This window comes from Buchnera aphidicola (Cinara splendens) (genome assembly GCF_900698975.1).
GTDB classification, from domain to species: domain Bacteria; phylum Pseudomonadota; class Gammaproteobacteria; order Enterobacterales; family Enterobacteriaceae; genus Buchnera_F; species Buchnera_F aphidicola_AI.
Map to the genome: position 1 here is coordinate 98,000 of NZ_LR217722.1, position 24,861 is coordinate 122,860.

17 protein-coding genes are annotated in these 24,861 nt (G+C 24.8%); 9 read left to right on the forward strand and 8 right to left on the reverse strand.

Going from position 1 to position 24,861, the window contains the following annotated elements:
* Nucleotides 1-164: 164 nt before the first annotated feature.
* Both glyS and BUCISPPA3004_RS00465 read right to left on the reverse strand, forming a co-directional pair.
* A complete protein-coding gene (gene glyS / locus BUCISPPA3004_RS00460; RefSeq protein WP_154048791.1) occupies nucleotides 165-2,246 on the reverse strand; it encodes a glycine--tRNA ligase subunit beta in 2,082 nt (693 codons plus the stop codon).
* 3 nt (nucleotides 2,247-2,249) lie between these two features.
* Entirely contained in the window at nucleotides 2,250-3,134 is an 885-nt protein-coding gene (locus tag BUCISPPA3004_RS00465) for a glycine--tRNA ligase subunit alpha (RefSeq protein WP_420021852.1), read from the reverse strand.
* A gap of 284 nt (nucleotides 3,135-3,418) precedes the next feature.
* On the opposite strand from BUCISPPA3004_RS00465, the gene nfo reads away from it, so the two are divergent.
* The 3 genes from nfo (at nucleotide 3,419) to rsmA (ending at nucleotide 6,657) form a co-directional block, all read left to right on the forward strand.
* Entirely contained in the window at nucleotides 3,419-4,288 is an 870-nt protein-coding gene (nfo, locus tag BUCISPPA3004_RS00470) for a deoxyribonuclease IV (protein WP_154048793.1), read from the forward strand.
* Nucleotides 4,289-4,366: 78 nt separating this feature from the next.
* Nucleotides 4,367-4,684 carry a 50S ribosomal protein L25 gene (rplY, locus tag BUCISPPA3004_RS00475; RefSeq protein ID WP_154048794.1) on the forward strand — a complete coding sequence of 106 codons (318 nt, stop codon included), beginning with the start codon at nucleotides 4,367-4,369 and terminating at the stop codon, nucleotides 4,682-4,684.
* 1,154 nt (nucleotides 4,685-5,838) lie between these two features.
* Complete coding sequence (gene rsmA, locus BUCISPPA3004_RS00480) at nucleotides 5,839-6,657, forward strand: 16S rRNA (adenine(1518)-N(6)/adenine(1519)-N(6))-dimethyltransferase RsmA (RefSeq protein WP_232036867.1); 819 nt, start codon at nucleotides 5,839-5,841, stop codon at nucleotides 6,655-6,657.
* A 448-nt stretch (nucleotides 6,658-7,105) separates the two neighbouring features.
* Here the strand turns inward: rsmA and carB are convergent, their stop codons facing one another.
* The 4 genes from carB to ileS form a co-directional block, all read right to left on the reverse strand.
* The gene (gene carB / locus BUCISPPA3004_RS00485; RefSeq protein ID WP_154048795.1) at nucleotides 7,106-10,339 is read right to left on the reverse strand and encodes a carbamoyl-phosphate synthase large subunit; all 3,234 of its coding nucleotides are present in this window, start codon (nucleotides 10,337-10,339) and stop codon (nucleotides 7,106-7,108) included.
* Nucleotides 10,332-11,459 (reverse strand): glutamine-hydrolyzing carbamoyl-phosphate synthase small subunit, encoded by a 1,128-nt coding sequence (carA, locus tag BUCISPPA3004_RS00490; protein ID WP_154048796.1) that lies wholly within the window; start codon nucleotides 11,457-11,459, stop codon nucleotides 10,332-10,334. The genes carB and carA overlap by 8 nt, the downstream gene beginning before the upstream one ends.
* An 86-nt stretch (nucleotides 11,460-11,545) precedes the next feature.
* On the reverse strand, nucleotides 11,546-12,379 hold the full coding sequence (dapB, locus tag BUCISPPA3004_RS00495; protein WP_154048797.1) for a 4-hydroxy-tetrahydrodipicolinate reductase: 834 nt from the start codon (nucleotides 12,377-12,379) through the stop codon (nucleotides 11,546-11,548).
* A 269-nt stretch (nucleotides 12,380-12,648) separates the two neighbouring features.
* Nucleotides 12,649-15,486 carry an isoleucine--tRNA ligase gene (gene ileS / locus BUCISPPA3004_RS00500; protein ID WP_154048798.1) on the reverse strand — a complete coding sequence of 946 codons (2,838 nt, stop codon included), beginning with the start codon at nucleotides 15,484-15,486 and terminating at the stop codon, nucleotides 12,649-12,651.
* Nucleotides 15,487-15,959: 473 nt separating this feature from the next.
* Between ileS and rpsT the strand changes: the two genes are divergently transcribed.
* On the forward strand, nucleotides 15,960-16,220 hold the full coding sequence (gene rpsT / locus BUCISPPA3004_RS00505; RefSeq protein WP_154048799.1) for a 30S ribosomal protein S20: 261 nt from the start codon (nucleotides 15,960-15,962) through the stop codon (nucleotides 16,218-16,220).
* 85 nt (nucleotides 16,221-16,305) lie between these two features.
* Here rpsT and dnaJ read toward each other — a convergent pair whose 3' ends face one another.
* Together dnaJ and dnaK are read right to left on the reverse strand one after the other, a co-directional pair.
* Nucleotides 16,306-17,445, reverse strand: coding sequence for a molecular chaperone DnaJ (gene dnaJ, locus BUCISPPA3004_RS00510; RefSeq protein WP_154048800.1), 1,140 nt, complete (start codon nucleotides 17,443-17,445; stop codon nucleotides 16,306-16,308).
* A gap of 141 nt (nucleotides 17,446-17,586) precedes the next feature.
* Nucleotides 17,587-19,503 carry a molecular chaperone DnaK gene (dnaK, locus tag BUCISPPA3004_RS00515; protein WP_154048801.1) on the reverse strand — a complete coding sequence of 639 codons (1,917 nt, stop codon included), beginning with the start codon at nucleotides 19,501-19,503 and terminating at the stop codon, nucleotides 17,587-17,589.
* 443 nt (nucleotides 19,504-19,946) lie between these two features.
* Here dnaK and ndhC point away from each other — a divergent pair, with 443 nt between their 5' ends.
* The 5 genes from ndhC to nuoF all read left to right on the forward strand — a co-directional run bounded on the left by ndhC (nucleotide 19,947) and on the right by nuoF (nucleotide 24,814).
* Nucleotides 19,947-20,261 carry an NADH-quinone oxidoreductase subunit A gene (gene ndhC / locus BUCISPPA3004_RS00520; RefSeq protein WP_232036868.1) on the forward strand — a complete coding sequence of 105 codons (315 nt, stop codon included), beginning with the start codon at nucleotides 19,947-19,949 and terminating at the stop codon, nucleotides 20,259-20,261.
* 127 nt (nucleotides 20,262-20,388) lie between these two features.
* On the forward strand, nucleotides 20,389-21,066 hold the full coding sequence (locus BUCISPPA3004_RS00525; protein ID WP_154048803.1) for a NuoB/complex I 20 kDa subunit family protein: 678 nt from the start codon (nucleotides 20,389-20,391) through the stop codon (nucleotides 21,064-21,066).
* A gap of 117 nt (nucleotides 21,067-21,183) precedes the next feature.
* Complete coding sequence (gene nuoC, locus BUCISPPA3004_RS00530) at nucleotides 21,184-22,986, forward strand: NADH-quinone oxidoreductase subunit C/D (RefSeq protein WP_154048804.1); 1,803 nt, start codon at nucleotides 21,184-21,186, stop codon at nucleotides 22,984-22,986.
* A 14-nt stretch (nucleotides 22,987-23,000) separates the two neighbouring features.
* Nucleotides 23,001-23,492: an NADH-quinone oxidoreductase subunit NuoE gene (nuoE, locus tag BUCISPPA3004_RS00535; RefSeq protein WP_154048805.1), complete on the forward strand. Its 492-nt coding sequence runs from the start codon at nucleotides 23,001-23,003 to the stop codon at nucleotides 23,490-23,492.
* Nucleotides 23,489-24,814 (forward strand): NADH-quinone oxidoreductase subunit NuoF, encoded by a 1,326-nt coding sequence (gene nuoF, locus BUCISPPA3004_RS00540; protein ID WP_154048806.1) that lies wholly within the window; start codon nucleotides 23,489-23,491, stop codon nucleotides 24,812-24,814. Before nuoE ends, nuoF begins: the two co-directional genes overlap by 4 nt.
* Nucleotides 24,815-24,861 lie beyond the last annotated feature (47 nt).

A 24,861-nucleotide genomic window follows, 5' to 3' on the forward strand; every position in this document is an offset into this window, starting at 1 on the left:
GCGCTAGATAGCGTGCATAATTTTTTTTGTAATTATAATACCTAAATTATACACGTAATTTCAGAATTTTTTATATTTTTTTTATATATTGAAATTTAGTATATAAAAATTTTTTGTATGTATATAAAATATTTTATAGTCATTTTTTATATATATGATTTTTTTTATAAATTAGAAAAATTAGTAATATATAAAAATATTTCTTGTATATTCTGTAGTATAAAAATACGATGTGAACGTATTTCTATATTTAAATCATATACAAAAGATTTTTGAAAAAATATTTCTATAGGTTTACATAATTTTTTAATACATTTTAATACATATAAATAATTTATGTGTTTATTTTTATAGAGTATTATTTTTATGGATTGAATATGCTTAATTAATTGGTTTTCATGTTTTAAAAAATTTTTAGTACAATTTAAGTAATGTGAATTCAGTTTTATGAGTTTTGTTTTTTTTGGTATTTTAGAAATAATGTTGTTAATTCTTTTATAGGTATTAAGAATTTTTTCAAAGTTATATTTTTTTTTGAAATCGGTAAGCGCATTGATTCGTGCGTTAATATCACAAAGATTAGATAATTGTAACGATAAAACTGATAAAATTATTTTTTTTTTATGTTTTGTTGTATATAATGATATGTATTTAGAATATATAAAATTCAAAATTAATATTTTTATTTTTTTTGTGTTTTGTATATGAGGGTATAAATTAATAGATTTTTTAATTATTTTTAAAAGATTAATATTTATTTTTTTTTCAATTATAATCCGAATAATTCCTATAGCTGCTCTACGTAAAGCAAATGGGTCTTTTTTGTTGGTGGGTTTTTTTCCTATACTGAAAATTCCAATAATAGTATCTATTTTATCTGCAATACTTAATACACAAGATATTTTTTGAGTTGGTATATTGGATTGTGAAAAACTTGGTAAATAATGTTCTTTAATGGCAAGTGCTACTTTTTTATTTTCTTGGTGGTATAAAGAGTAATACATACCAATAGTTCCTTGAAGAGCAGAAAATTCTGTTACAATATTAGTAGTTAGATCGCACTTGGAAAGAATAGCAGCTCTTTGTGTTAATAAAATATTAGTTTTAATTTTATGAGCGATATATTGACTTAATTTACTTATTCTTAAAGTTTTTTCATATAGTGATCCTAATTTTTTATGAAAAGATATGTTTTTTAATAATGTTAATCTTTTTGCAAATGTTATTTTTTGATCTGTATTAATAAAAAAATTTACGTTACTTAATTTTGAATGTAATATTTGCTCATTTTCTTGAACTATTTTTTTATAATTTAAAGTATCAACGTTGCTAATAAAAATAAAATTATTCGTTATAATATTTGTTGTTTTGTTATATAGTGGAAAATATTTTTGATTATTTTCCATAGTATATACTAACATTTCTTCAGGTATTTTTAAGTATTTTTTTTTAAATTTAGCTAAATGTGCTACCGGCCATTCTACTGAAGCTGTAACTTCTTCTAGTAATTTTTCATTTATATTTATTGAATTTTTAGATTTTTTAGATAAATATTGTATTTGATTAAATATTTTTTTTTTTCTTTCTTCATGATCAATAAGAATATATTTTTTTTTAAATAATTCAGTTGTATATTGATTTGCATGAGTAAAAATTATTTTTTCAGGCATCATTAAAAAATGTCCATGAGAAATATTTTTATAAGTAATGCCTGGTATATTTAATGAAATATTTTTGTCATCCAACAATATCATAATATTACGTATTGGACGAGAAAATCGTATAGAAGTAGTATTCCATATCATAGATTTTTTAAAAGGTATTTTTTTTATTGTATAAGAAATGATATATATTAAAGTTTTTTTTAATGAAACTGTTTTCTTTGAATTAGAATATGTAAGATGTTTAGTTTTTTTAATGCATTGATTTTCAGTCTTTTGTATAGGTATTCTATGTTTTTTTGATGACAGTATTGCTATGGGAGTAATTTTATTGTTGGAATTAAATGATTCTTGTGCAGAAGGATTTGTTTTTCTTATATGTGTATATTTGTTGGAACATAATAAAGAAAAAATTTTTACAGTTATTTTTTTAGAAGTATAGTATAAAAATATAGATTCGTATCTAATTTTACTTTTTTGAAGTTCTTTTTGTATAGTTACATAAAAAAATTGGGCTATAGTAGTTAGCTCTTTACTAGGTAAATCTTCTGTTTGTATTTCTATTAATAATATTTTTTTTTTCATTTTTTACTCTTTACTTTGATTATAAATATATTGTATAGCAATTTTTTTTATTTGTTTTCGTATATTCAAAATATGTTCAGTTCGATCTGTTGTAGATAATATTTTTTTACAATCTAATAAATTAAAATAATGAATAGCATGTAACATTTGTTCATATGCTGGAATGGACAATGGAATAGTGAGATTTATGAGTCTATTTGCTTCTTGTATATGTAGTGTAAATAATTGTAATATTTGTTGTGTATCAGAAAATTCAAAATTATATGATGAATTTTCTTGCTCTTGATGTAAAAATATATCTGAATATTTTATTTTAGTTGCATTTCTAGTATCCCATAAAATATCATAGATATTATCTATATTTTGTAGGTGCATAGAAATTCTTTCTAAACCATACGTAACTTCAACTGTTGGTTGATTACAATTAATACCACCCATTTGTTGAAAGTATGTAATTTGAGTAATTTCCATCCCATTTAACCATACTTCCCACCCTAAACCAGAAGCTCCGAGTGTAGGATTTTCCCAATTATCTTCCATAAATCTAATATCGTTATTCTTGATATCTATTCCAATTTTTTTTAAAGATGATAAATATAGTTGTTGAATATTTTTTGGAGCAGGTTTCATAATTACTTGAAATTGAAAATAATGTTGTAATCGATTAGGATGGTTGGTATACCGTCCATCTAATGGTCTTCTAGAAGGTTGTAAGTAGGCTATTAAAGAAGGTTTTTTTTTAAGAATGTTAAAAAAAGTATGATGATGGAATGTAGCCGCTCCTATAGAGATATCTAATGGTTGTAGAATAATACAGTTATGTTTACGCCAAAATTTTTGTAGTATATGAATTGTTTGATAAAACGTATTGTAATGAATAGACATAATTTTTCTTTTTTTAATAGTTTTAGAAATATGTACAATATATATTGTAATATTATTTTGATAACATTTTTATGTTATTTTGATCATAGTGTTTATATACAAATGTGATGTTTATTGTATAAATATTAAAAGATCAATAATGTTTTTTATCACTTGTATAAGCAAAATACAATCAAGATTATAAGTATTTTATGATATTTATATATTAATTATAATCAAACTAGTATTCTGATACTAGATTTATTTTTTATTAGATATCAATTTTAAATAGGAATGATTAATTATATATGAAATATATAGGTGCACATGTAAGTACTAAAGGGGGTTTAGAAAATTCTGTATTACGAGCATATCAATTAGGAGCAACAGCTTTTTCTATTTTTGTATATAATCCATTGCGATGGATAAATCCTCCCTTACAGAGAAATATTATATATAATTTTAGAGAATCTTGTAAAATATATCATTATTCTCCCTCGCAAATTTTGCCGCATAGTAGTTATTTAATTAATTTAGGTCATCCTCAAAAAGAATTGAATAGAAAATCGTGTGAAACTTTTATTAAGGAAATTAAATGTTGTTATGAATTAGGTTTAACAATGATTAATATTCATCCTGGTAGTCATTTATATCAGATTACAGAAAAACAATGTTTAGAAAATGTTTCTAATTCCATAAATTTTGTATTGAGTAAAACACGTAAAATCATTATTGTTTTAGAAAATACTGCTGGTCAAGGAAGTAATATTGGGTATTGTTTCGAACATTTATCATTTATTATTAATAAAATTGAAGATAAATCTCGTATTGGTATATGTTTAGATACTTGTCATTTATTTGCTTCAGGATATCAATTAAATGATAAAAATAATTTTTTAAAAACATTTAAAAAATTTGATAGTTTAATTGGTTTTCAATATTTATTAGGAATTCATATTAATGATTCTCAAGGAATTTTTAATAGTCGATTGGATCGTCATCATAATTTAGGATATGGAAAAATAAAAAAGAATGTTTTTTCATGGATCGTTCAAATCATTGAATTTAAAAAAATTCCAATGATTTTAGAAACTAAAGATACAAGTATGCAGAAAAATGAAATTTGTTGGTTAAAAAAACAGTCTATATTGAATTCTAGAAAAATTTTAAACGTATAAAATATTATCTTATGTTATATTGATATTTAAATAATATGATTTATTAATTGGATTTTTTTACTGTTTGGAGTTGTTCACATGATAACATTACACGCAATTTTTCGTGATAAACGAGGTACTAGCAATAGCCGCTATATACGTAAAATATATCGTCGTGTTCCAGGAGTAATATATGGTAAAAAAAAATTAAATCAAGAACTATGGATTTCTTTAGAACATGATTTAATTTTTAATTTACAAAAAAATATTGAATTTTGTTCACAAACGATTGCAATTATTTTAGAAAAGAAAAAATTTTTCGTTATTGTCAAAGATATTCAATATCATGCTTTTAAATCCATGTTATTACACATAGATTTTTTTTGTGTTGACATAGAAAATAAGATAATAATTTAATATTTTTATATGTTTAATTTTTATAAAATAAAACTATTGTAGTATATGACATTTAATAATTTATTTTTTTAATATTATGTATCGGCACGTTTTTATATTAATACAATTTATAGAATTGTTTTTTATGAAATTTTTCGTGCCGATTATTTTTATCTTAATTTTAATTTTTGAAGTTCAAATTATTTTATTTATCAAACTCTTATAATAATATAAAAATATTTTTTTAAAAATTAAATTTTTATATTTTGTTTTAAATATATATACAATAATAGTTAAATATTACAAAATTTTTAACTATAATTAACATTTTTATGTAGATGTATTTATGAAGAGTATATTAAAATTATATTTTAAATATTAATTTTTGAATGCACAGCGTATTTTATTAAATTTGATAATAGGAATATGTAAAAATATAATTTAAATATTTATAATTTTAATAAAATAAGTTTTTAATAAATTAAAAATTGTTAATACTTTAATAATAAAAATATACATATTTACATTTTTTAAAAATTAGATAAATTTAATTAAGAAAAATTTTTTATCTAAATAACTAATAGTATTATGTATATATATTTGATTATATATCAAATAAACAATAGTTTTCTGATAGTTAAACATTACCGTGACATTTTTTTTGCTATGTTAGTTAATTATTATAAATAATTTTAAAAAATAAAGTAACTTTGATATAAAATATCTAACATTTTTTATATATATAAATATAAATTAATTTAAAAATTATTTTTAATAAAGATACTATTTTTGGTATAGTATTTTCAATATATTATGTTGATGTATAATATGTAAATATTGTTATTATTTTAATAAATCTGAATTTTATCTATAAATAAGATTGTTTTAAGATAAGTATTTTTTATATCAAAATATAATTTTATAAAATAATGTGATATAGGTGAATGTACATAAAAATATATATAAATGTTTGGTTGATCTTTTTGAGATATATGATAAATATTATTATTAATAATATGATTAGTTAGTTTTTTTACTTATCATTATATTTAATGGTACCATGCGAAGGTATTTTATAAATAACGTTTTTCTTGTGGATGATTCTATAAATTTAACAATAATCAATTAATTTTTAATTACATAGAGATAGTGAAAAAATTTAATGTGGTAAATATATGAATAGATTTATGTATAAAAAACACATTCCTGTAAAAAGATTTGGTCAAAATTTTTTAAAAAATGAAATTATTATAAAAAAAATTGTACAAAGTATGAATTTAAATAGTTTCGATAATGTTATAGAAATTGGTCCTGGTTTAGGTGCATTAACATTTCCTATATGTGAAATTGTAGATAAAATTACTGTACTTGAAATAGATGAAAATATAATATTTTTTTTGTTATGTCATCAGTATAATAAAAAAATGAATATTATTTTAACTGATGTTATGAAATTTGATTTTCGATATTTTTTTTCTTTGAAAAAAGATGTTTTGTACAGATTAGTAGGTAATTTGCCTTATAATATTTCCGTTTGTTTTTTTTTGAAAATGATTTTGTATAATGTACATATTTATGATATGCATTTTATGTTTCAAAAAGAAGTAGCGTATCGATTATTAGCTAATCCTGGAAGTAAAGAGTATGGAAAATTAAGTGTTATAGCTCAATTTTTTTATAGAATTACGCTTATTACCCCAGTAGATAAATTTAATTTTTTTCCTAAACCAAAAATAAATTCTGTTTTTTTGCGATTTATTCCATATAATAAGAAATATGATGACTATAGTATAAAACAGAATTTTTTTGCTTTAGAATTGATTACTCGCGCTGCTTTTCAACATCGACGTAAATTATTAAAGAGTAATTTATCAAATATGTTTTCTGAAAAACTTTTATTAAAGTTAGATATCCATTCATTTTTTCGTGCTGAAAATGTTTCTGTATATCAGTATTCATTATTAGTAAGAAATTTTTTAGAATCACATATTTGATTATACATATTATACATATAATAAATAAAATATTTTTTTGTGAAATAGTCTTTTTATAAATTTTTATTTTATAAATGCATGTAGATACTTTTATTGTAATGGTATTTATATGACTTTTTTATATCTGTATATTTATACTAGATTATATTCTGTAATAGCGGATTATGTTTTTATAAAAGTAGAGTTTATTTAATTACATAGTTATATAACTATGTATCTATATAATTTTATAGTTATATAGTTATATAGTTATATAATAATTTTATTAAGAGTGTTTTATTTGAATAATATTAGTTTTTATATTAAATATTTTATTTTATATTAAAAAATAAAATATAATTATCAATTTTTTTTTTAGATTTTAATATAAAACAATTTATATAATTTTAATTATATTTATGTAAATAAAGATATTTATATAAATATTTAATAACAATTATAGTTTTAACTAAAATTTATTGTGATGTATGTCCTGTAAACACAGTATTTCTTTTTCCCCAATGTATTTTAGTGCGGAGATAGTAGCAAATGCTCCATTTAACGTAGAATCATAATGTATTTTATATTTTAGAGCCATATTGCGTATTTTGCGTGTTTCTATATTTTTTTTGTTATCTATAGCAGTATTTATAATATATATATATTTTTTATTTTTTATGAAATCTTGAATGTTTGGTCGTCCTTCGTAGATCTTATTAACTAATTTTGCTTTAATTCCTGTAGATTTTAATTTTAAATATGTACCTCTCGTTGCTTCTATATTGAATTTTAGTTTTCTTAATTGTACGGCAATATCTATAATAGAATTCTTATCTTTTTTTTGTACAGATAATAGTATTATTCCCTTTTTTTTTAAGTGTATAGATATTCCTAACATAGCTTTATAGAAAGCTAACGCAAAGTTTTTTCCTAAGCCCATCACTTCTCCGGTAGATCGCATTTCTGGTCCTAACATAGGATTAGTTTCTGGAAATTTATTAAATGGTAAAACAACTTCTTTTACAGAATAATGTTTTAGTTTAATTCTTTCGATGTATTTTTGTTGTGATAAAGTGTTTCCACAAATTACACGCATCGCTATTTTAGCCAAGGGAATACCTAGAGCTTTTGAAACAAAAGGAATGGTTCGTGAAGCTCTTGGGTTTACTTCTAAAATAAATATTTTTTTGTTTTTAACGGCAAATTGAATATTGATTAATCCAAGTACTTTTAATTCAATAGCTAAAATTTTCGTTTGTTTTTCTATTTCTTTTTCAGTTTTTTTATCTAGAGTATAAACAGGTAGAGTACATGCTGAATCTCCAGAGTGTATTCCTGCTTGTTCTATATGTTCCATAATTCCTGCTACAAAAACTTTTTTTCTGTCGCAAATTGCATCTACATCTATTTCAGTGGCATCATCTAAATATTGATCTAACAAAATTGTTTGTTTTTTTGATTTTTTATCGCGATTTTGAAAATATTCAATGAGATGGTTATTGCTATAGATTATTTCCATTTCTCGACCACCTAGAACATATGAAGGGCGAACAATAATTGGATATCCTATTTTATTAGATTTTTTTAGTGCGTCCTGTATATTATTAGAAGTGTAATTTTTAGGTTGTTTTAATTTTAATCGATTGATAATTTTTTGAAATTTTTTTCTATTTTCAGCTATATCAATATATTTTGGCTGGGTACCTAATATTTTTATTTTTTCTTTTTGAAGTTTTTTAGCTAATTTTAAGGGTGTTTGACCGCCATATTGAATAATAATACCCATGGGTTTTTCTATGCGTATAATTTCTAAAATTTCTTCTAATCCAATAGGTTCAAAATATAATCTATCAGAGATATCATAATCAGTAGATACAGTTTCTGGATTACAATTGATCATAATTGTTTCATAATTATCTTTTTTTAGTATTTGAGATGCATGAACACAACAATAATCAAATTCAATTCCTTGACCAATTCGATTAGGACCGCTACCTAATATAATTATTTTTTTTGGATTTTTTGTAGGTAGTGATTCACATTCATCTTCCCAAGTAGAATACATATATGCTGTTTCCGTAGAAAATTCAGCTGCACAAGTATCTATGCGTTTATATGTAGGATGGAGTTGTAATTCATATCTTTTCTGACGTACATCACTTTCCTGTACATTTATTAACTGAGAAATTCGTAAATCTGAAAAACCTTTAGATTTTAAATATTTTAGATTTATATAATTTAAATCAGATAATTTTTTCTGTACAGTGTTTTTTTCTACTAAAATTAAATCTTGTATATTATTTAAAAACCAAGGATCTATATGTGTAAGTTGGTATATTTTTTTTACACTCCATTTTAAGCGAAATGCTTCTCCTATATACCATAATCTTTCTGGACCGGCTTCTTGAAGTTCATGATATATTTTTTTTTTTAATAAAACAAGATTATTTATTTTATTTGCTTTGATATTAATATCAAATCCTGTAGATCCAATCTCTAAACTTCTCATTGCTTTTTGTAATGATTCTTGGAATGTTCGGCCAATAGCCATAACTTCTCCGATAGATTTCATTTGAGTAGTTAGTCTATCATTACATTCATGGAATTTTTTAAAATCAAATCTAGGTATTTTAGTTACAACATAGTCTATAGATGGTTCAAAAGCAGCTGGAGTATTATTTCCTGTAATATTATTTTTAAGTTCATCCAAAGTATATCCTATAGATAGCTTAGTAGAAATTCGTGCTATAGGAAAACCAGTAGCTTTAGAAGCTAAAGCTGATGACCGAGATACTCTAGGATTCATTTCAATAACTATCATTTTTCCGTTTTTTGGATTTATTGCGAATTGAACATTAGATCCTCCACTAGTTACTCCAATTTTTTTTAATATCATAATTGCAGCATTACGCATATTTTGATATTCTTTATCGCTTAATGTTTGAGCTGGAGCAATAGTTATAGAGTCTCCTGTATGTATCCCCATCGGATCTATATTTTCAATAGTACATACGACAATAAAATTACCAGACATATCTCTGATTACTTCTAGTTCATATTCTTTCCAGCCTATTAATGATTCATCAATTAACAATTCAGATATTGGAGATATTTCTAGACCAAGCATGCAGATATTTTTAAATTCTTCATAATTATATGCAATGCCACCACCACTACCTCCCATGGTAAATGAAGGTCGAATGATACAAGGAAAACCGATAGACTCAATTACTTTATTTGCTTCTTCAAAATTATGTGCAATACCACATTTTGCTGTATTTAAGTTAATAGCTTTCATAGATTTTTCAAAAGAAGACCTATTTTCTGCTTTTTGAATAGACTTAATAGTAACTCCGATTAATTCTACTTTATATTTTTTTAGTATCCCTTTTTTGTGTAATTTTAAAACACAATTTAAAGCAGTTTGTCCACCCATGGTAGGTAAAATGGCATCAGGTTTTTCTTTTTTTATAATTTCAGTAATAATCTTTACGTCAATAGGTTCAATATATGTTCTATCAGATATATCAGGATCAGTCATAATAGTTGCTGGATTTGAGTTTATTAGTATGACTCTATACCCTTCTTCTTTTAGAGCTGTACAAGCTTGAACTCCAGAATAATCAAATTCGCATGCTTGTCCAATTATAATAGGTCCTGAACCTATAATTAAAATAGAATGTATATCATTTCTTTTAGGCATTTTTGAGTTCCTGATTTTGCATGTTTTTAATGAATTTATCAAATAATGTATGAGTATCATGGGTACCCGGAGTAGATTCAGGATGTCCTTGAAAACTAAAAGATGGATGATTTTTTACAGTAATACCTTGAATAGTGTTATCAAATAAAGATACGTACGTAACAGTTATATGTTCTGGTATTGAGAATTTATCAATGGTGAAGTTGTGATTTTGTGTAGTTATAAAAACTTTTTTGGTATATATATTTTGAATTGGATGATTAGATCCATGGTGCCCAAATTTCATTTTGGTGATTTTTGCTCCTAATGACAAAGCTAATATTTGATGTCCTAGACAAATTCCAAAAATAGGAATTGGTAAATTTAGTAATTTTTTTGTTTCTTTAATAGCTGTAGTATACAATCTAGGGTCTCCGGGACCATTAGATAATAATATTCCTGATGGTCTTAAGGAAACTACTTTTTCTACAGAAGTAGTTGGTGATATTAGTGTAATTTTACAGTTTTTTTCATATAAAATATTTAATATACTAGTTTTAACTCCAAAATCATATACAACAACATGAAATTTTTTTTTTTGATATATATTATGTATTGATTTCTTTGGTATCCATTCTTGAATATTTTTTACTCCAATTGATATATTTTTTTTGTTTTTTTTTATTTTTTTATAATGTAGAATTTTTTTGATAGCTTTTTTTTTATTCATATATAGTTCTGATTGTATACATCCATATTGCGAACCATTTTTTCGTAAAATATGAGTAAGTTTTCTAGTATCAATATTTGATATTGCAATAATTTTTTTTTTTTTTATATATTCTGATAAATTTTGTGTGCTACGAAAATTGCTACTTATTGATGATATTGACTTAGTTATAATTCCTTTAGCAAAAATTCTTTTAGATTCTTCATCGTGTTTGTTAGTTCCAATATTGCCGATGTGAGGATTAGTAAATGATATTATTTGGCCGTAATATGAAGGATCTGTTATGATTTCTTGATATCCAGTCATAGCAGTATTAAAAACTATTTCTCCAATTGTTTCACCTTCAATACCTTCAGAAATTCCGTAAAAAATAGTTCCATTTTCTAAAATCAAGTGTGCTAATTTTTTCATAAATTTTTCCTGATATACATTTTATAGATATGTAAAGAAATATTCGTTTTTTAGTAACTGATATTTTATATTTATATTGTATATTATTATGAAATAATAATACTTTTGATAATATTATTTATGTTATATAAACCTTTCTTTTTATCATGTATCCAAATAGCTGCCTGTATAGCTCCCTTTGCAAAAACAGAACGATGAGTAGCTGTATGGTTAATGGAAATTTTTTCATATTTATTTGCAAATAATACCGTATGTTCTCCTATCGTATTACCTTCTCTAATCACTGAAAAACCAATTTTGTTTTTCTTTCTTATCCCCACATGTCCGTATCTTGAAAATATAGCTGATTCAGAAAATTTCCAATTCATAGATTTAGAAATAATTTTTCCTAATTGTAATGCAGTTCCTGACGGAGCATCTATTTTATTCCTATGATGAGATTCTATAATTTCTATATCAGTAGTTTTTCCTAATATTTTAGATATGTATTGTATTATTGTATGCATTATATTGATACCAATACTAAAATTAGGTGAATATAATATTGGAATTATTTTAGATGCTTTTTTTATAGTTTTCATCTGTATAGAAGTAAATCCAGTAGTACCAATAATTATTTTTTTTTTATTTTTAACACAATACTCTACTATTTTTAGTGTTACATTTGGTTTACTAAAATCAATTATTGTATCAAATGGTAAAGTATGTTTATTTTTCTTTAGTTTTTTTAAAGTAGTAAAAAAAATTTTTTTATCTAAATATTTTTCTTTGTTATAACTAGCACATGTATTTATGTTTTTTTCTTTAATTAATGCGTAGATTAATCTGATATTTTTTTGCTTTATTGTTTCTTTAATTAACATTTTTCCCATTCTACCTAATGCTCCAGATATAACTATACTAGTATTTATGTTTTTCATTTTTATATCTTACCTTTATTAATACAATAAATAATGATTTTTAAAAAATATACTGTATGTGTGTAAATAATTTGTTTTAGAATTCTGTTTTTGTATAAACAAAAAATCTACGTTTATTATTACATAACATTGTTTTTTATATAAATAAATATTCATCGACATGATAAGAATATGTAAAATGAATATTTTTGAAATAGAATTTCATGTTAAATAACTTCTGTAGATATATTTTTTAAAATATATTTTTATAGATTCATTTTTTTAGTTTTTTATAAAAAAATATGTTGATTTTCTTTTTTATTAATATTTTCTAGACATCTATAACAAGGGTTCATAATATTTTTGATAAATCTGTTTTTCTTTGAATAATGCCAACATCTTGGACATTTTATTTTATTGCTTTTTTTTATCGTAATCTTTAAATTTTTTATAGAATTACTTTTATAAGCTATTTTAGGTGCATGAGAATATCTACATAATTGCGTCTCAGATACTAAAAATATAAATTTTAATTCGGTGTTAAAAGATAACAGTATTTTAAACAAATTTTTATCTACATATAAAATTAATATTATTTCAAGTGAATTGCATATATACTTAGTTGCTTTTTCTTGTTCTATAAATTTATTAACTTCATTTCTTATAGTAAATATTTTTTTCCAAAAAAAAGTGTTATGATGAATTTTTTTTAAAGGAAGTTGTATTTTTTTAAACCATGTTTCTGTAAATATAGATATTTTTGTATTCTCTTTAAAATAATTCCACGCTTCTTCTGCTGTAAATGACAATATTGGAGCAATCCATCGTATAAGATAATGTAAAATATAAAATATAGCTGTTTGCCCACTTCTTCTTGCTATACTGTCACTATATGTAGTGTATAATCTATCTTTAATTAATTCTAAATAACAAGATCCTAGTTTGACAGAACAAAAATTGATAATTTTTTGTACTACGTCATGAAAGTGATAAATTGAATAATTTTTAATAATTTTTTTTTGGTAACTATATGTTGTTTTTAAAATCCATTGATCTAATAACAATAGATTTTTATTGTTTACGATATGGATAGATGAGTTAAAATCAAAAAGATTAGAAAATAAAAATCGTATTGTATTTCTAATTCTTCTATAATGTTCAGATATTTGTTGTAAGATTTTATGAGATATAGATATATCGTTAGTGTAATTTGTATATGCTGTCCATAATCTTAAAATATCTGCTCCCCATTTTTGGATAATATCTTTTGGTTTTTGGTTATTTTTCAAAGACTTAGACATTTTTTGACCATATTCATTAATAACAAATCCATGAGTTAAAACGGTTTTATATGGAGCATTATTTTGTACGATTACTGATGTAATTAAAGATGACATAAACCAACCACGGTGTTGATCTGATCCTTCTAAATATAAGTCAGCTATATGATTAGATGCTTGATAAGTGTTGTTTTTATATATTTTTAATTGATGGCTTGCTCCAGATTCAAACCATACATCAAGTACATCATTAATTTTTTCGTACATATCAGCATTTTCTTTTAACCATGTTTGTGTTGTAGACTGCCACCATATAATATAACCATATAATTGAATTTTTTTTTCTATTTTTTTCATAATACGTATTGTATCAGGATGTAATTGTCCTGTTTTTTTATGTATAAATAATGGAATTGGAATACCCCAAGTTCTTTGTCTCGAAATACACCAATCAGGTCTATTTTTTAACATTTTTTTCATCTTGGTTTTTCCCCATTTTGGAATCCAATTGACCTGTTTAATTTTTTTTAATATTTTATTTTTTAATGTGAGATTAGATATTTTAATAAACCATTGCGGTGTAGCTCTATAAATAACTGGTTTTTTGTGACGCCAACAATGCGGATAAGAATGTTCAATAATTTCGGAAAAAAAAATTTTTCTTTTATTTTCTAATAATTTTAAAATTATATTTTCTGCTTTAAAGATATGAAGATTATTTAATATGCTAAATAAAGGAGTGTTATATAAACCACGTGCATTAACAGTTTGATTAGGTTTTATGTTGTATTTTTTACATGCAACAAAATCTTCATATCCATGATCTGGAGACATATGTACAGCTCCAGTACCTAATTCATTAGATACGTGACTAGATAGTATTATAGGAACGACAATATTTAAAAAAGGGTGTATACAGTTTAAATTTTTTAGATTTTTTCCTTTTATGTAACCCTTTATTTTCCAATTTTGTATGTTATTTATTTTGAATAAACGTATTGCTGATTTTTCTTCACAAAGATAATATTTTTTTTTTATTTTTATTAGTTGATAGTATAAATTTGGATTAATGGCAATAGCTTGACATGTTGGAAGTGTCCATGGTGTAGTAGTAAAAATAATTATTGAAATATTAGTGCATTTTTTTTTTTTTTTACTTTTTTCTGTAAAGAATTTATTTTTTAAGAAAGTTTTATCTTGTATGCTAAACAAAACGTAAATAGAACATGAATTTTTTGTTTGATATTCTATTTCAGCTTCAGCAAGTGAAGACTGACATTGAAAACACCAATAAATAGGTTTTAGATCTCTATATATATATCCTTTTTTAATAATTTGAGATAGAACATGTATTGTGTTTGCTTGATTGTGATAATCCATCGTTAAGTTTATATTTTTCCAATCAGCTAAGACTCCCAATCTCATAAAATCTTTTTTCTGTCTATAAACTTGTTTTAACACATATTTATGACATTCTATACGAAATTTTTTTTTGTTTTCTTCAATCGATTTTTTTTTAAATATTTGTTCGACTTTTTGCTCAATAGGTAGTCCATGACAATCCCAGCAAGGAACATATGGAGCAAAAAATCCTGACATACGTTTGGATTTTAAAATGATATCCTTTAATATTTTATTAACAGCATGACCAATATGAATATCTCCGTTAGCATATGGTGGTCCATCATATAAAAAAAAACATTTATTTTTTTTATTTCTTGAGTTTATATGATCATATAATTTATTTTTTTTCCATTTTTTAAGTATTTTTGTTTCTTTTACAGATAAGTTTGCTTGCATAGAAAATTTTGTTTGAGGTAAGTTTAAAGATGTTTTTATTTTTTTCATGTATAATTTCCAGCAATTATTAATTTGAATTTGTTTACAATACATAAATATATTAATATTGTTGATATGTTTTTTTTAGTGGTTTTTTAAAATAAACATTTTGTAAAAATTAATGTTTATTAACGATATAAATTAAGTATAGTAATAATTAAAACTATGTATTATATACAGTATTTTGATATTTATTATTTAATAAATAAAATTTTTTATGTTTTTTATGTGTTAAATTAGCATGTATAAAGGTACATTTTATACTTCTTAGTTGATATTATTGATTGTAAAATATATAGTAATATTATATTACCATGAATCATCTAATTTATTGTATATAATAGTGTTATATGTAAATATATAATATAGATTTAAATAATATATATTTATTCAGTGATATTAATATAGTTTATTTAAAATTGTTAAAATTAGCATATATACTATTTATTTTTAATATTTTTATTTCAGGAGTTATAATTATTTTGGCAAATATAAAATCATCTAAAAAAAATGCTGTTCTTTCAGAAAAACGTAGAAAATGTAATGCGAGTAAGCGGTCTATTATTAAAACATTTATGAAAAAAGTATATTTTTTTATTAAAGAAAAAGAAAAGAAAAAAGCTTATAAAGAATTTTGTGTATTTCAATCTATTGTTGATAAATATGCTATTAAAGGAATTATACATACGAATAAAGCCGCTAGATATAAATCTATATTAATTAAAAATATTAAACAAATTTAATATATTTTATATTAAATTATGTAATTTTATAACACAAGTATTGCATCTATTATATTGCTACATAGATAGCAATACCCTCTTTTTTTTATTGAGTTAGATTTTCAAAAAATCTTTTTACACTATCAAAAAATCTTTTAGACTTAGGGCTATTATTTTCTCCTTTAAAATCACCAAAACTTTTTCCTAATTGATGTAATAGATTTTTTTGAAATTTATTTAGATTTACTGGTGTCTCTACTATTATTTTACATAATAAATCTCCTGGATATCTTTTTCTTACTGACTTAACTCCCTTTCCTCGTATTCGAAGTAATTTACCGGATTGTGTTTCAGAGGGTATTTTAAGTTTTAATCTACCCTGTAAAGTAGGTACTTCTATTTCTCCTCCCAAAGAAGCAGTAACAAAATTAATAGGTACTTCACAATGTAAATGATTGTCTTCTCTAGTAAAGATTGGATGTTTTTTTACATTTATTTGTATATACAAATCTCCTGACTGAGCTCCATATTGACCAGATTCTCCTTCATTATTTAATCGAATACGATCATTAGTATCTACTCCAGAAGGAATTTTAACGGATAATTTTTTAGATACTTTAATTCGACCTTGTCCATAGCATATTTTGCATGGATTTTTTATGACTGTTCCTGTACCATGACAGGTTGGACAAGTTTGCTGAACACTAAAAAATCCTTTTCTCATATGTATTTGTCCATGTCCATGACAATACGTGCATGTCTGAGATTTTTTTCCATGTGCTGTTCCTTTTCCAGAACATGAATGGCATGTACTTAATGTAGGAATTTTTATTTCTTTTGTAGTTCCCTGAACAGCTTCTTCTAACGTAAGATTAATGTTATATTGTAAATCTGATCCTTTTTCTGTGTTTTTCTTTCTGTTATTTCCGAATATATCACCAAAAACATCACCGAATATATCATTTAAATCAGATGTAGAAGTAGTAAAACTACTATGAAAATCTCCATTATTTCCATTTTGTTCAAATGCTGAATGCCCGTATTGATCATAAGCAGTTCTTTTCTTTTTATCACTTAAAACTTCATATGCTTGTTTTATTTTTTTGAACTGTTCTTCAGCAGTTTTATTTCCTTGGTTACGATCAGGATGATATTTTATAGCTAGCCTTTTGTAAGCTTGCTTTATTTCGCGTTCACTGGCAGTGTTAGAAACTTTTAAAATTGTATAGTAATCTTGTTCTGTCATGATTGATTATGATTCCGAATAAAATTTATATAATATGGGTGCAGAGAAAATTTTCTACACCCTTAACATAAAATTAGATATATTTTTAGTATATTTAATATAAATGTAATCAAATTTTGTTAATAAAAATATTTTGTTTTTTTATTTTTTTTCTTTGTCTTTAATTTCTTCAAATTCAGCGTCAACTACATTTTCATTTTTTTGTATATTGTCACTTTTCTCGGAAGGATTATTTGGAGTTGATTCTTTTTTTAACAACTCTGTTAATTTTAAACTTTGTTGTAAAACTGTCTGTATATTTTTATTAATCTCTTCTTTATTTTCTCCTTTTAGAGATAATTCTAATTCTTGAAGAGATTTTTCAATATTCGATTTTGTTTCGGGATTAATTTTTTCTTGACATTCAGATAGTTGTTTTCTTGTGCTATGAGAAATTTGATCACCTTGATTTCTAACTTTTATTAGTTCTTCAAATTGTAAGTCTTTTTCAGAATTTTCTTGTGCATCATTGATCATTTTTTTGATTTCATCTTGATTTAATCCAGATGAAGATTGTATAGTGATTTTTTGTTCTTTTCCTGTTTTTTTATCTTGCGCGGAAACATGTAAAATACCATCTGCATCAATATCAAAAGTTACTTCAATCTGAGGGATTCCTCTAGGAGCCGCTTGAATACCATCTAAGTTAAATTGTCCTAAAGATTTGTTATCCAAAGCACGTTTTCTTTCACCTTGTAATACGTGTATGGTTACTGCAGATTGGTTATCTTCAGCTGTTGAAAAAGTTTGGCTATGTTTAGTTGGTATAGTTGTATTTTTGTTAATTAATGGAGTCATAATACCACCCATTGTTTCAATTCCTAACGATAATGGGGTTACATCAAGTAATAATACATCTTTTACTGCTCCGGATAAAACGCCACCTTGAACAGCAGCACCAATAGCTACAGCTTCATCTGGATTTACATCTTTTCTTGGTTTTTTTCCAAAAAATTCCGCTACTTTTTGTTGTACTAACGGCATACGAGTTTGACCACCAACTAAAATAATGTCATGAATATCTGATATTTTTAATTTAGCATCTTTTAATGCTACTTTTAATGGTTCTATAGATCTAATAATTAAGTCTTCTACTAATGATTCTAATTTTGCTCTAGTAACTTTAATATTTAGGTGTTTAGGTCCAGTAGAATTTGCTGTGATGTATGGTAAATTTACATCTGTTTGTTTAGCAGAAGATAGTTCTATTTTTGCTTTTTCAGCTGCTTCTTTTAATCTCTGCATAGCTAAAGGATCATTACTTAAATCCATTCCATTTTCTTTTTGGAATTCTGATACTAAAAAATGAATTAGTCGATTATCAAAATCTTCTCCACCTAAATGCGTATCTCCGTTAGTTGATAGAACTTCAAATGTTTTTTCTTTGTCAACTTCATCAATTTCAATAATCGAAATATCGAAAGTTCCTCCACCTAAATCATATACCGCAATTGTTTTGTTACCCTTACTTTTATCTAGACCATATGCTAAAGCAGCTGCTGTAGGTTCATTGATTATTCTTCTCACCTCTAATCCAGCTATTTTTCCTGCATCTTTGGTTGCTTGTCTCTGAGCATCATTAAAATATGCTGGCACAGTAATAACTGCTTCAGTAACTGTTCCTCCTAAGTAATCTTCAGCAGTTTTTTTCATTTTTTTTAAAATTTCAGCAGAAATTTGAGGAGGAGCTATGTTTTCTTCTTTTATTTTTATCCATGCATCACCATTTTTTGATTGAACAATATTATATGGCATAATTTTAATATCACGTTGTACTTCTTCATCCTTAAACTTTCTTCCCATTAATCTTTTTATTGCAAATAGTGTATTTTTAGGGTTAGTAATTGATTGTCTTTTCGCAGGTTGACCAACCAAAATTTCTTTTTCGTTAGTATACGCAATTACAGATGGAGTAGTACGTTCTCCCTCAGCATTTTCTAATACTTTCGCTTTGTTGTTATCCATAATAGCTACACAAGAATTAGTAGTACCTAAATCTATTCCGATAATATGTCCCATTATAGTGATCCTTTTAATGTAAATTTTGTTATTTTTCTAAAAATAATTTTACTAATTATAAACTAATAATATTTTTTTAATTATTAAAAATCTTATAAAATAGATAATATTAATTAAATGGGGTCAGTTTGTTCTTCATCAAGGGTAAAAAAAAAATATAATTATATTTATTGTAATAAACGTATAAATAATCGTTATAATTATCTGATTAAGTGTTTTTTAATTAAATTTAATATTATAAAATTATAACTTTTTTTATTTATAAAATGATACAATTGTTTTATTAACTCCTAAATATTAAATATAGAATATAAAATAATGTATGTGTTCTATATTTATAGATAGGTAATTATTATTAATTGAAATTTTTGAGTTTGTAAATATTTATGAATATTAATGATCAATATGTAAGTTTTATATATTTTATAGTATTTGGACTTTTGATGTGTATATCAATGTTATTATTTGGATATATATTAGGAGGTAGATCGTATTTTTATAAAATTCCACATCCATTTGAATCAGGTATTATTTCAGTTGGTAGTGCTCGATTAAGGGTACCTATTAAGTTTTCTTTGCTTGCTATTTTGTTTGTTTTATTTGATGCAGAAATATTATATTTATATACTTGGTCGATTTGTGTACGAGAGTTAGGGTGGATTGGTTTATTGAAGATTTGTTTTTTTATTAATACTTTGTTTATAGCTTTGTTTTATTTAGTAACAAATAATATATTTGAATGGATAGTTTCAAAATAAAGTATATACATTTTTATAGATACACTAAAATTATAAAAATAATATGTTATATAAATATAAATAATTTTTTAACATAAAAATATTAATTAAATATAATATTTTTAATAATTATAAAGGATTTCAATATATGAAATATACTTTAACGCGTGTTAATACAACTAATGATGCATCTAAAAAATATCCATTGAATACAGTAAATACTGTATTTGATCCAATGATACAACAAATAAAGAATAATGTTTTTTTTGGAAAAATTTCTAATTTTTTTCATAATATTGTAAACTGGGGTCGAAAAAATTCTTTATGGCCATATAACTTTGGTTTGTCATGTTGTTATGTGGAAATGGTTACTTCATTTACTTCTATTCACGATGTTTCTCGATTTGGTGCAGAGGTATTACGTACATCACCAAGACAGGCTGATTTTATGGTAATTGCAGGAACGCCGTTTATTAAAATGGCTCCTGTAATACAACGATTGTATGATCAGATGTTAGAACCTAAATGGGTAATTTCTATGGGATCATGTGCAAATTCTGGAGGAATGTATGATGTATATTCTGTAGTACAAGGTGTTGATAAATTTCTTCCGGTAGATATTTATATACCTGGATGTCCTCCTAGACCAGAAGCATATATGCACGCATTAACTTTGCTACAAAAATCTATTTCTAAAGAACGTCGTCCTTTATCATGGATGATTGGCGATCAAGGAATTTATAAGCCTAAAATGGTATCTGAAAAAGAAAGAAAAAACAAAAATAGAATTGCAGTTACTAATATTAAATGCGAAGATGTTGTATAGTAGATTCCAAAATTATGTACATTATTAATTATTTATTGAGCTAAATATATATGTATGTGATTTTATAAACATACTATACAAAAATTAAATGTTTTTATAGAGATTAAATTATGTCTGATGTCTATTTTCAAAAAAATTTTTTTTTTGAATGTCAAAAATAAACAGATCTGTGATACAAATCCTGTCCTTATTTCATTAATTAGCATGTTTGGAGATAAAAATTTTTTCATGCAACATACATGTTTTCCGTGTCCAGTTGTGTGGGTGAATAGTTCAATTTTAATTCAGGTTATTAATTTTTTAAAAAAAAATACTATTTGTTCATATAACATGTTATTTGATTTACACGGTATTGATGAACGTTTAAGAAATAATGTCGATAATATGCCTAATTCTGATTTTACAGTTTTTTATCATTTTTTATCAATTGATGATAATTGTGATATTGTTTTAAAAGTAGCTGTATTAAAAAAAAAATTGCGATTACCTTCTATTACTTCTATTTTTTTAAATGCAAATTGGTATGAACGTGAAACATGGGAAATGTTTGGCATAGAATTCTCAGGGCATCCTTTTCTTACTCGTATTTTAATGCCTCAGAACTGGGTTGGACATCCACTACGAAAAGATTATCCATCACATGCAACAGAATTAGATAGTTTTTTTTTCACGAAACAAAAAGAAGATGTAGCAATGGATGCGTTACTTTTTCGTCCTGAATCATGGGGATTACAATCTAATAAACTAGATGGTTCAGAATATATGTTTTTGAATTTTGGGCCAAATCATCCTTCATCGCATGGTGCTTTTCGTATTATACTTCAATTAAGTGGAGAAAAAATAGTAAATTGTGTTCCGGACATTGGTTATCACCATCGTGGTGCCGAAAAAATTGCTGAAAGACAATCCTGGCATAGTTATATCCCGTACACTGACCGCATAGAATATTTAGGTGGATGTATTAATGAAATGCCATATATCTTAGCTATAGAAAAATTAGCAGGTATTAAAGTATCAGATCGTGTTCAAGTAATTAGAATTTTATTGTCTGAATTATTTAGAATTAATAGTCATTTACTATTTATTTCTACATTTATTCAAGATGTAGGTAGTATGAGTTCTGTTTTTTTAGCTTTTACTGATCGTCAAAAAATTTATGATATAATTGAATCTATAACAGGTGCTCGCATGCATCCTGCTTGGTTTCGTATTGGGGGAGTAGCTAAAGATTTGCCAACTAATTGGCATTATTTATTAAAAGAATTTTTAGAATGGATGCCGAAAAGATTAAATTTTTATATCAAAGTAGCTTTGAAAAATAGCATTTTAATTTCTCGATCTAGTGGTGTAGCATCGTATGGAAAAAAAGAGGCTTTATTATGGGGAATAACGGGTTCTGGTTTAAGAGCGACAGGCGTTGACTTTGATGTTAGAAAAAAAAGACCTTATTCCGGTTATCAAAATTTTGATTTTGAAGTCCCTGTAGGAAATAAAATTAGTGATGCTTATACACGAGTATTACTGAAAGTGGAAGAAATTCGACAAAGTTTAAAAATATTACATCAATGTTTATCTAACATGCCACATGGTTCGTATAAATCTGAACATCCACTTACTACTCCGCCTATTAAAAATAAATCTTTATTTCATATTGAAAGTATGATCACACATTTTTTGCAAATGTCTTGGGGACCTGTATTACCTGTTAATGAAAGTTTTCAGATGGTTGAAGCAACTAAAGGAATTAATAGTTATTACATAATTAGTGATGGTAGTTCAACAAGTTATCGAACTCGTATTCGTACTCCTAGCTTTGCTCACTTACAGCAAATTCCATCAGTTATACGTGGACATTTAATATCTGATTTAATTGTTTATCTTGGAAGCATTGATTTTGTTATGTCTGATGTAGATCGTTAAAATATGTTTAATATATGAAAAACAGGAAAAAAAATGTGTTTTATTTAAGTAAAGTTGAAATTTCTGAGATTTTATCAAAGAAAAAATGTTATATGGATTCACAAGCAGTATGTATTGAGGCTTTAAAAATTGTTCAGAAATATAGAAAATGGATATGTATAGATGCAATTGTAGATATTGCTAAAATTTTATCTATTCCAGTATGTGATGTAGAAGGCGTAGCAACTTTTTATTGCCATATTTTTCGAAAACCAGTAGGTCGTAATGTAATTAGATACTGTGATAGTGTAGTTTGTTTTATTAACGGTTATAGCAATATTGAAAATCAATTAATACGTAGTTTGGGTATTCAACCAGGAGAAACTACTAGTGATTATCAATTTACGGTATTACCTACTTGTTGTTTAGGAGCCTGTGATAAAGGCCCTGTTATGTTGATAAATGAAAATTTATATACTAATCTTACTTCTAAAGTAGTATTGGATTTATTGGATAAATATAAATGAAACATATATTAAAAATACCGGAAACTCATCCGTTAACGTGGCGTTTAAAAGAACCATTTAAAACTATCTATATGGCTGAATATTGTAGTACCGAGGGATACAAATCTTTAAAAATATCTTTAAAAAATTTTAGTTCTGAACAAATAACTATGTTAGTTAAAAAATCTGGATTACAAGGGAGAGGAGGCGCTGGTTTTCCTACTGGTAATAAATGGAGTTTAATGCCAAAAAGTTTAATTGGGGAAAATAGATATTTAATTTGTAATGCTGATGAAATGGAACCTGGAACTTATAAAGACAGATTTTTAATAGAATATTTTCCGCATCAATTAATAGAGGGAATTATCATAAGTGCTTTTGCCTTGCAAGCTACTTGTGGGTATATTTTTTTACGAGGCGATTATTATTTATCAGAGAAAATTTTAAATCAAGCAATTTTAGAAGCATATGAGATGGGATTTTTAGGGAACAATATTTTAAGTAGCGAATTTACGTTTGATTTATTTTTACATACAGGAGCTGGACGTTATATTTGCGGAGAAGAGACTGCTTTAATTAATTCATTAGAAGGTAAGAGAGCTAATCCTAGATATAAGCCACCTTTTCCTTCTGTTCATGGTCTTTGGGGTAAACCTACATGTATAAATAATGTTGAAACATTATCTAATATTCCAGCAATTATTTTACATGGACCAGATTGGTATTCAAATTTATCTCAAGGTATGGATCCTGGTACTAAAATGCTTGGTTTTTCAGGAAGGGTAAAAAAACCTGGTTTGTGGGAGTTGCCTCTTGGTATTTCAGCTAGAGAAGTTTTAGAAAAGTATGCAGGTGGTATGCAAGAAAATTTAATGTTAAAAGCATGGCAACCAGGTGGAGCAGGAACTAGCCTTCTATCTTCTCAAGATATTGATATAAATATGGATTTTACTAGTTTACAAAAAATTGGTAGTCGATTGGGAACGGGTATTTCTATGGCAATAGATCATAAAATAAATATCGTATCTTTGTTAAAGAATATTGAAACATTTTTTTCTAGAGAATCATGTGGATTTTGTACACCATGCAGAGAAGGATTGCCTTGGATAGTTAAAATATTACAAAATTTAGATAAAAAAAAAGGACATAAAGAAGATATTCCTCTTTTAGAGGAATTATGCGGATATTTGGAACCAGGAAAAACCTTTTGTGCTCATGCTCCCGGAGCAATTTCACCACTTAAAAGTGCAATAAAGTTGTTTCGTAATGAATTTGAACAAGGTATTAAAAAAAATAAGATTACTACAAAAGAAAAAAATATAAATATTATATCGTTAATTTAATAAAATATAAAATTAACTATATATTCGTGTATATGTGGTATTTTATT

Excerpts from the sequence above, each read along its gene's own strand:
- glyS (WP_154048791.1), bottom strand. The coding sequence starts at position 2,246 with ATGAAAAAAAAAATATTATTAATAGAAATACAAACAGAAGATTTACCT.
- nfo (WP_154048793.1), top strand. The coding sequence starts at position 3,419 with ATGAAATATATAGGTGCACATGTAAGTACTAAAGGGGGTTTAGAAAAT.
- rplY (WP_154048794.1), top strand. The coding sequence starts at position 4,367 with ATGATAACATTACACGCAATTTTTCGTGATAAACGAGGTACTAGCAAT.
- rsmA (WP_232036867.1), top strand. The coding sequence starts at position 5,839 with ATGAATAGATTTATGTATAAAAAACACATTCCTGTAAAAAGATTTGGT.
- carB (WP_154048795.1), bottom strand. The coding sequence starts at position 10,339 with ATGCCTAAAAGAAATGATATACATTCTATTTTAATTATAGGTTCAGGA.
- carA (WP_154048796.1), bottom strand. The coding sequence starts at position 11,459 with ATGAAAAAATTAGCACACTTGATTTTAGAAAATGGAACTATTTTTTAC.
- dapB (WP_154048797.1), bottom strand. The coding sequence starts at position 12,379 with ATGAAAAACATAAATACTAGTATAGTTATATCTGGAGCATTAGGTAGA.
- ileS (WP_154048798.1), bottom strand. The coding sequence starts at position 15,486 with ATGAAAAAAATAAAAACATCTTTAAACTTACCTCAAACAAAATTTTCT.
- dnaJ (WP_154048800.1), bottom strand. The coding sequence starts at position 17,445 with ATGACAGAACAAGATTACTATACAATTTTAAAAGTTTCTAACACTGCC.
- dnaK (WP_154048801.1), bottom strand. The coding sequence starts at position 19,503 with ATGGGACATATTATCGGAATAGATTTAGGTACTACTAATTCTTGTGTA.
- ndhC (WP_232036868.1), top strand. The coding sequence starts at position 19,947 with ATGTGTATATCAATGTTATTATTTGGATATATATTAGGAGGTAGATCG.
- BUCISPPA3004_RS00525 (WP_154048803.1), top strand. The coding sequence starts at position 20,389 with ATGAAATATACTTTAACGCGTGTTAATACAACTAATGATGCATCTAAA.
- nuoC (WP_154048804.1), top strand. The coding sequence starts at position 21,184 with ATGTCTATTTTCAAAAAAATTTTTTTTTTGAATGTCAAAAATAAACAG.
- nuoE (WP_154048805.1), top strand. The coding sequence starts at position 23,001 with ATGAAAAACAGGAAAAAAAATGTGTTTTATTTAAGTAAAGTTGAAATT.
- nuoF (WP_154048806.1), top strand. The coding sequence starts at position 23,489 with ATGAAACATATATTAAAAATACCGGAAACTCATCCGTTAACGTGGCGT.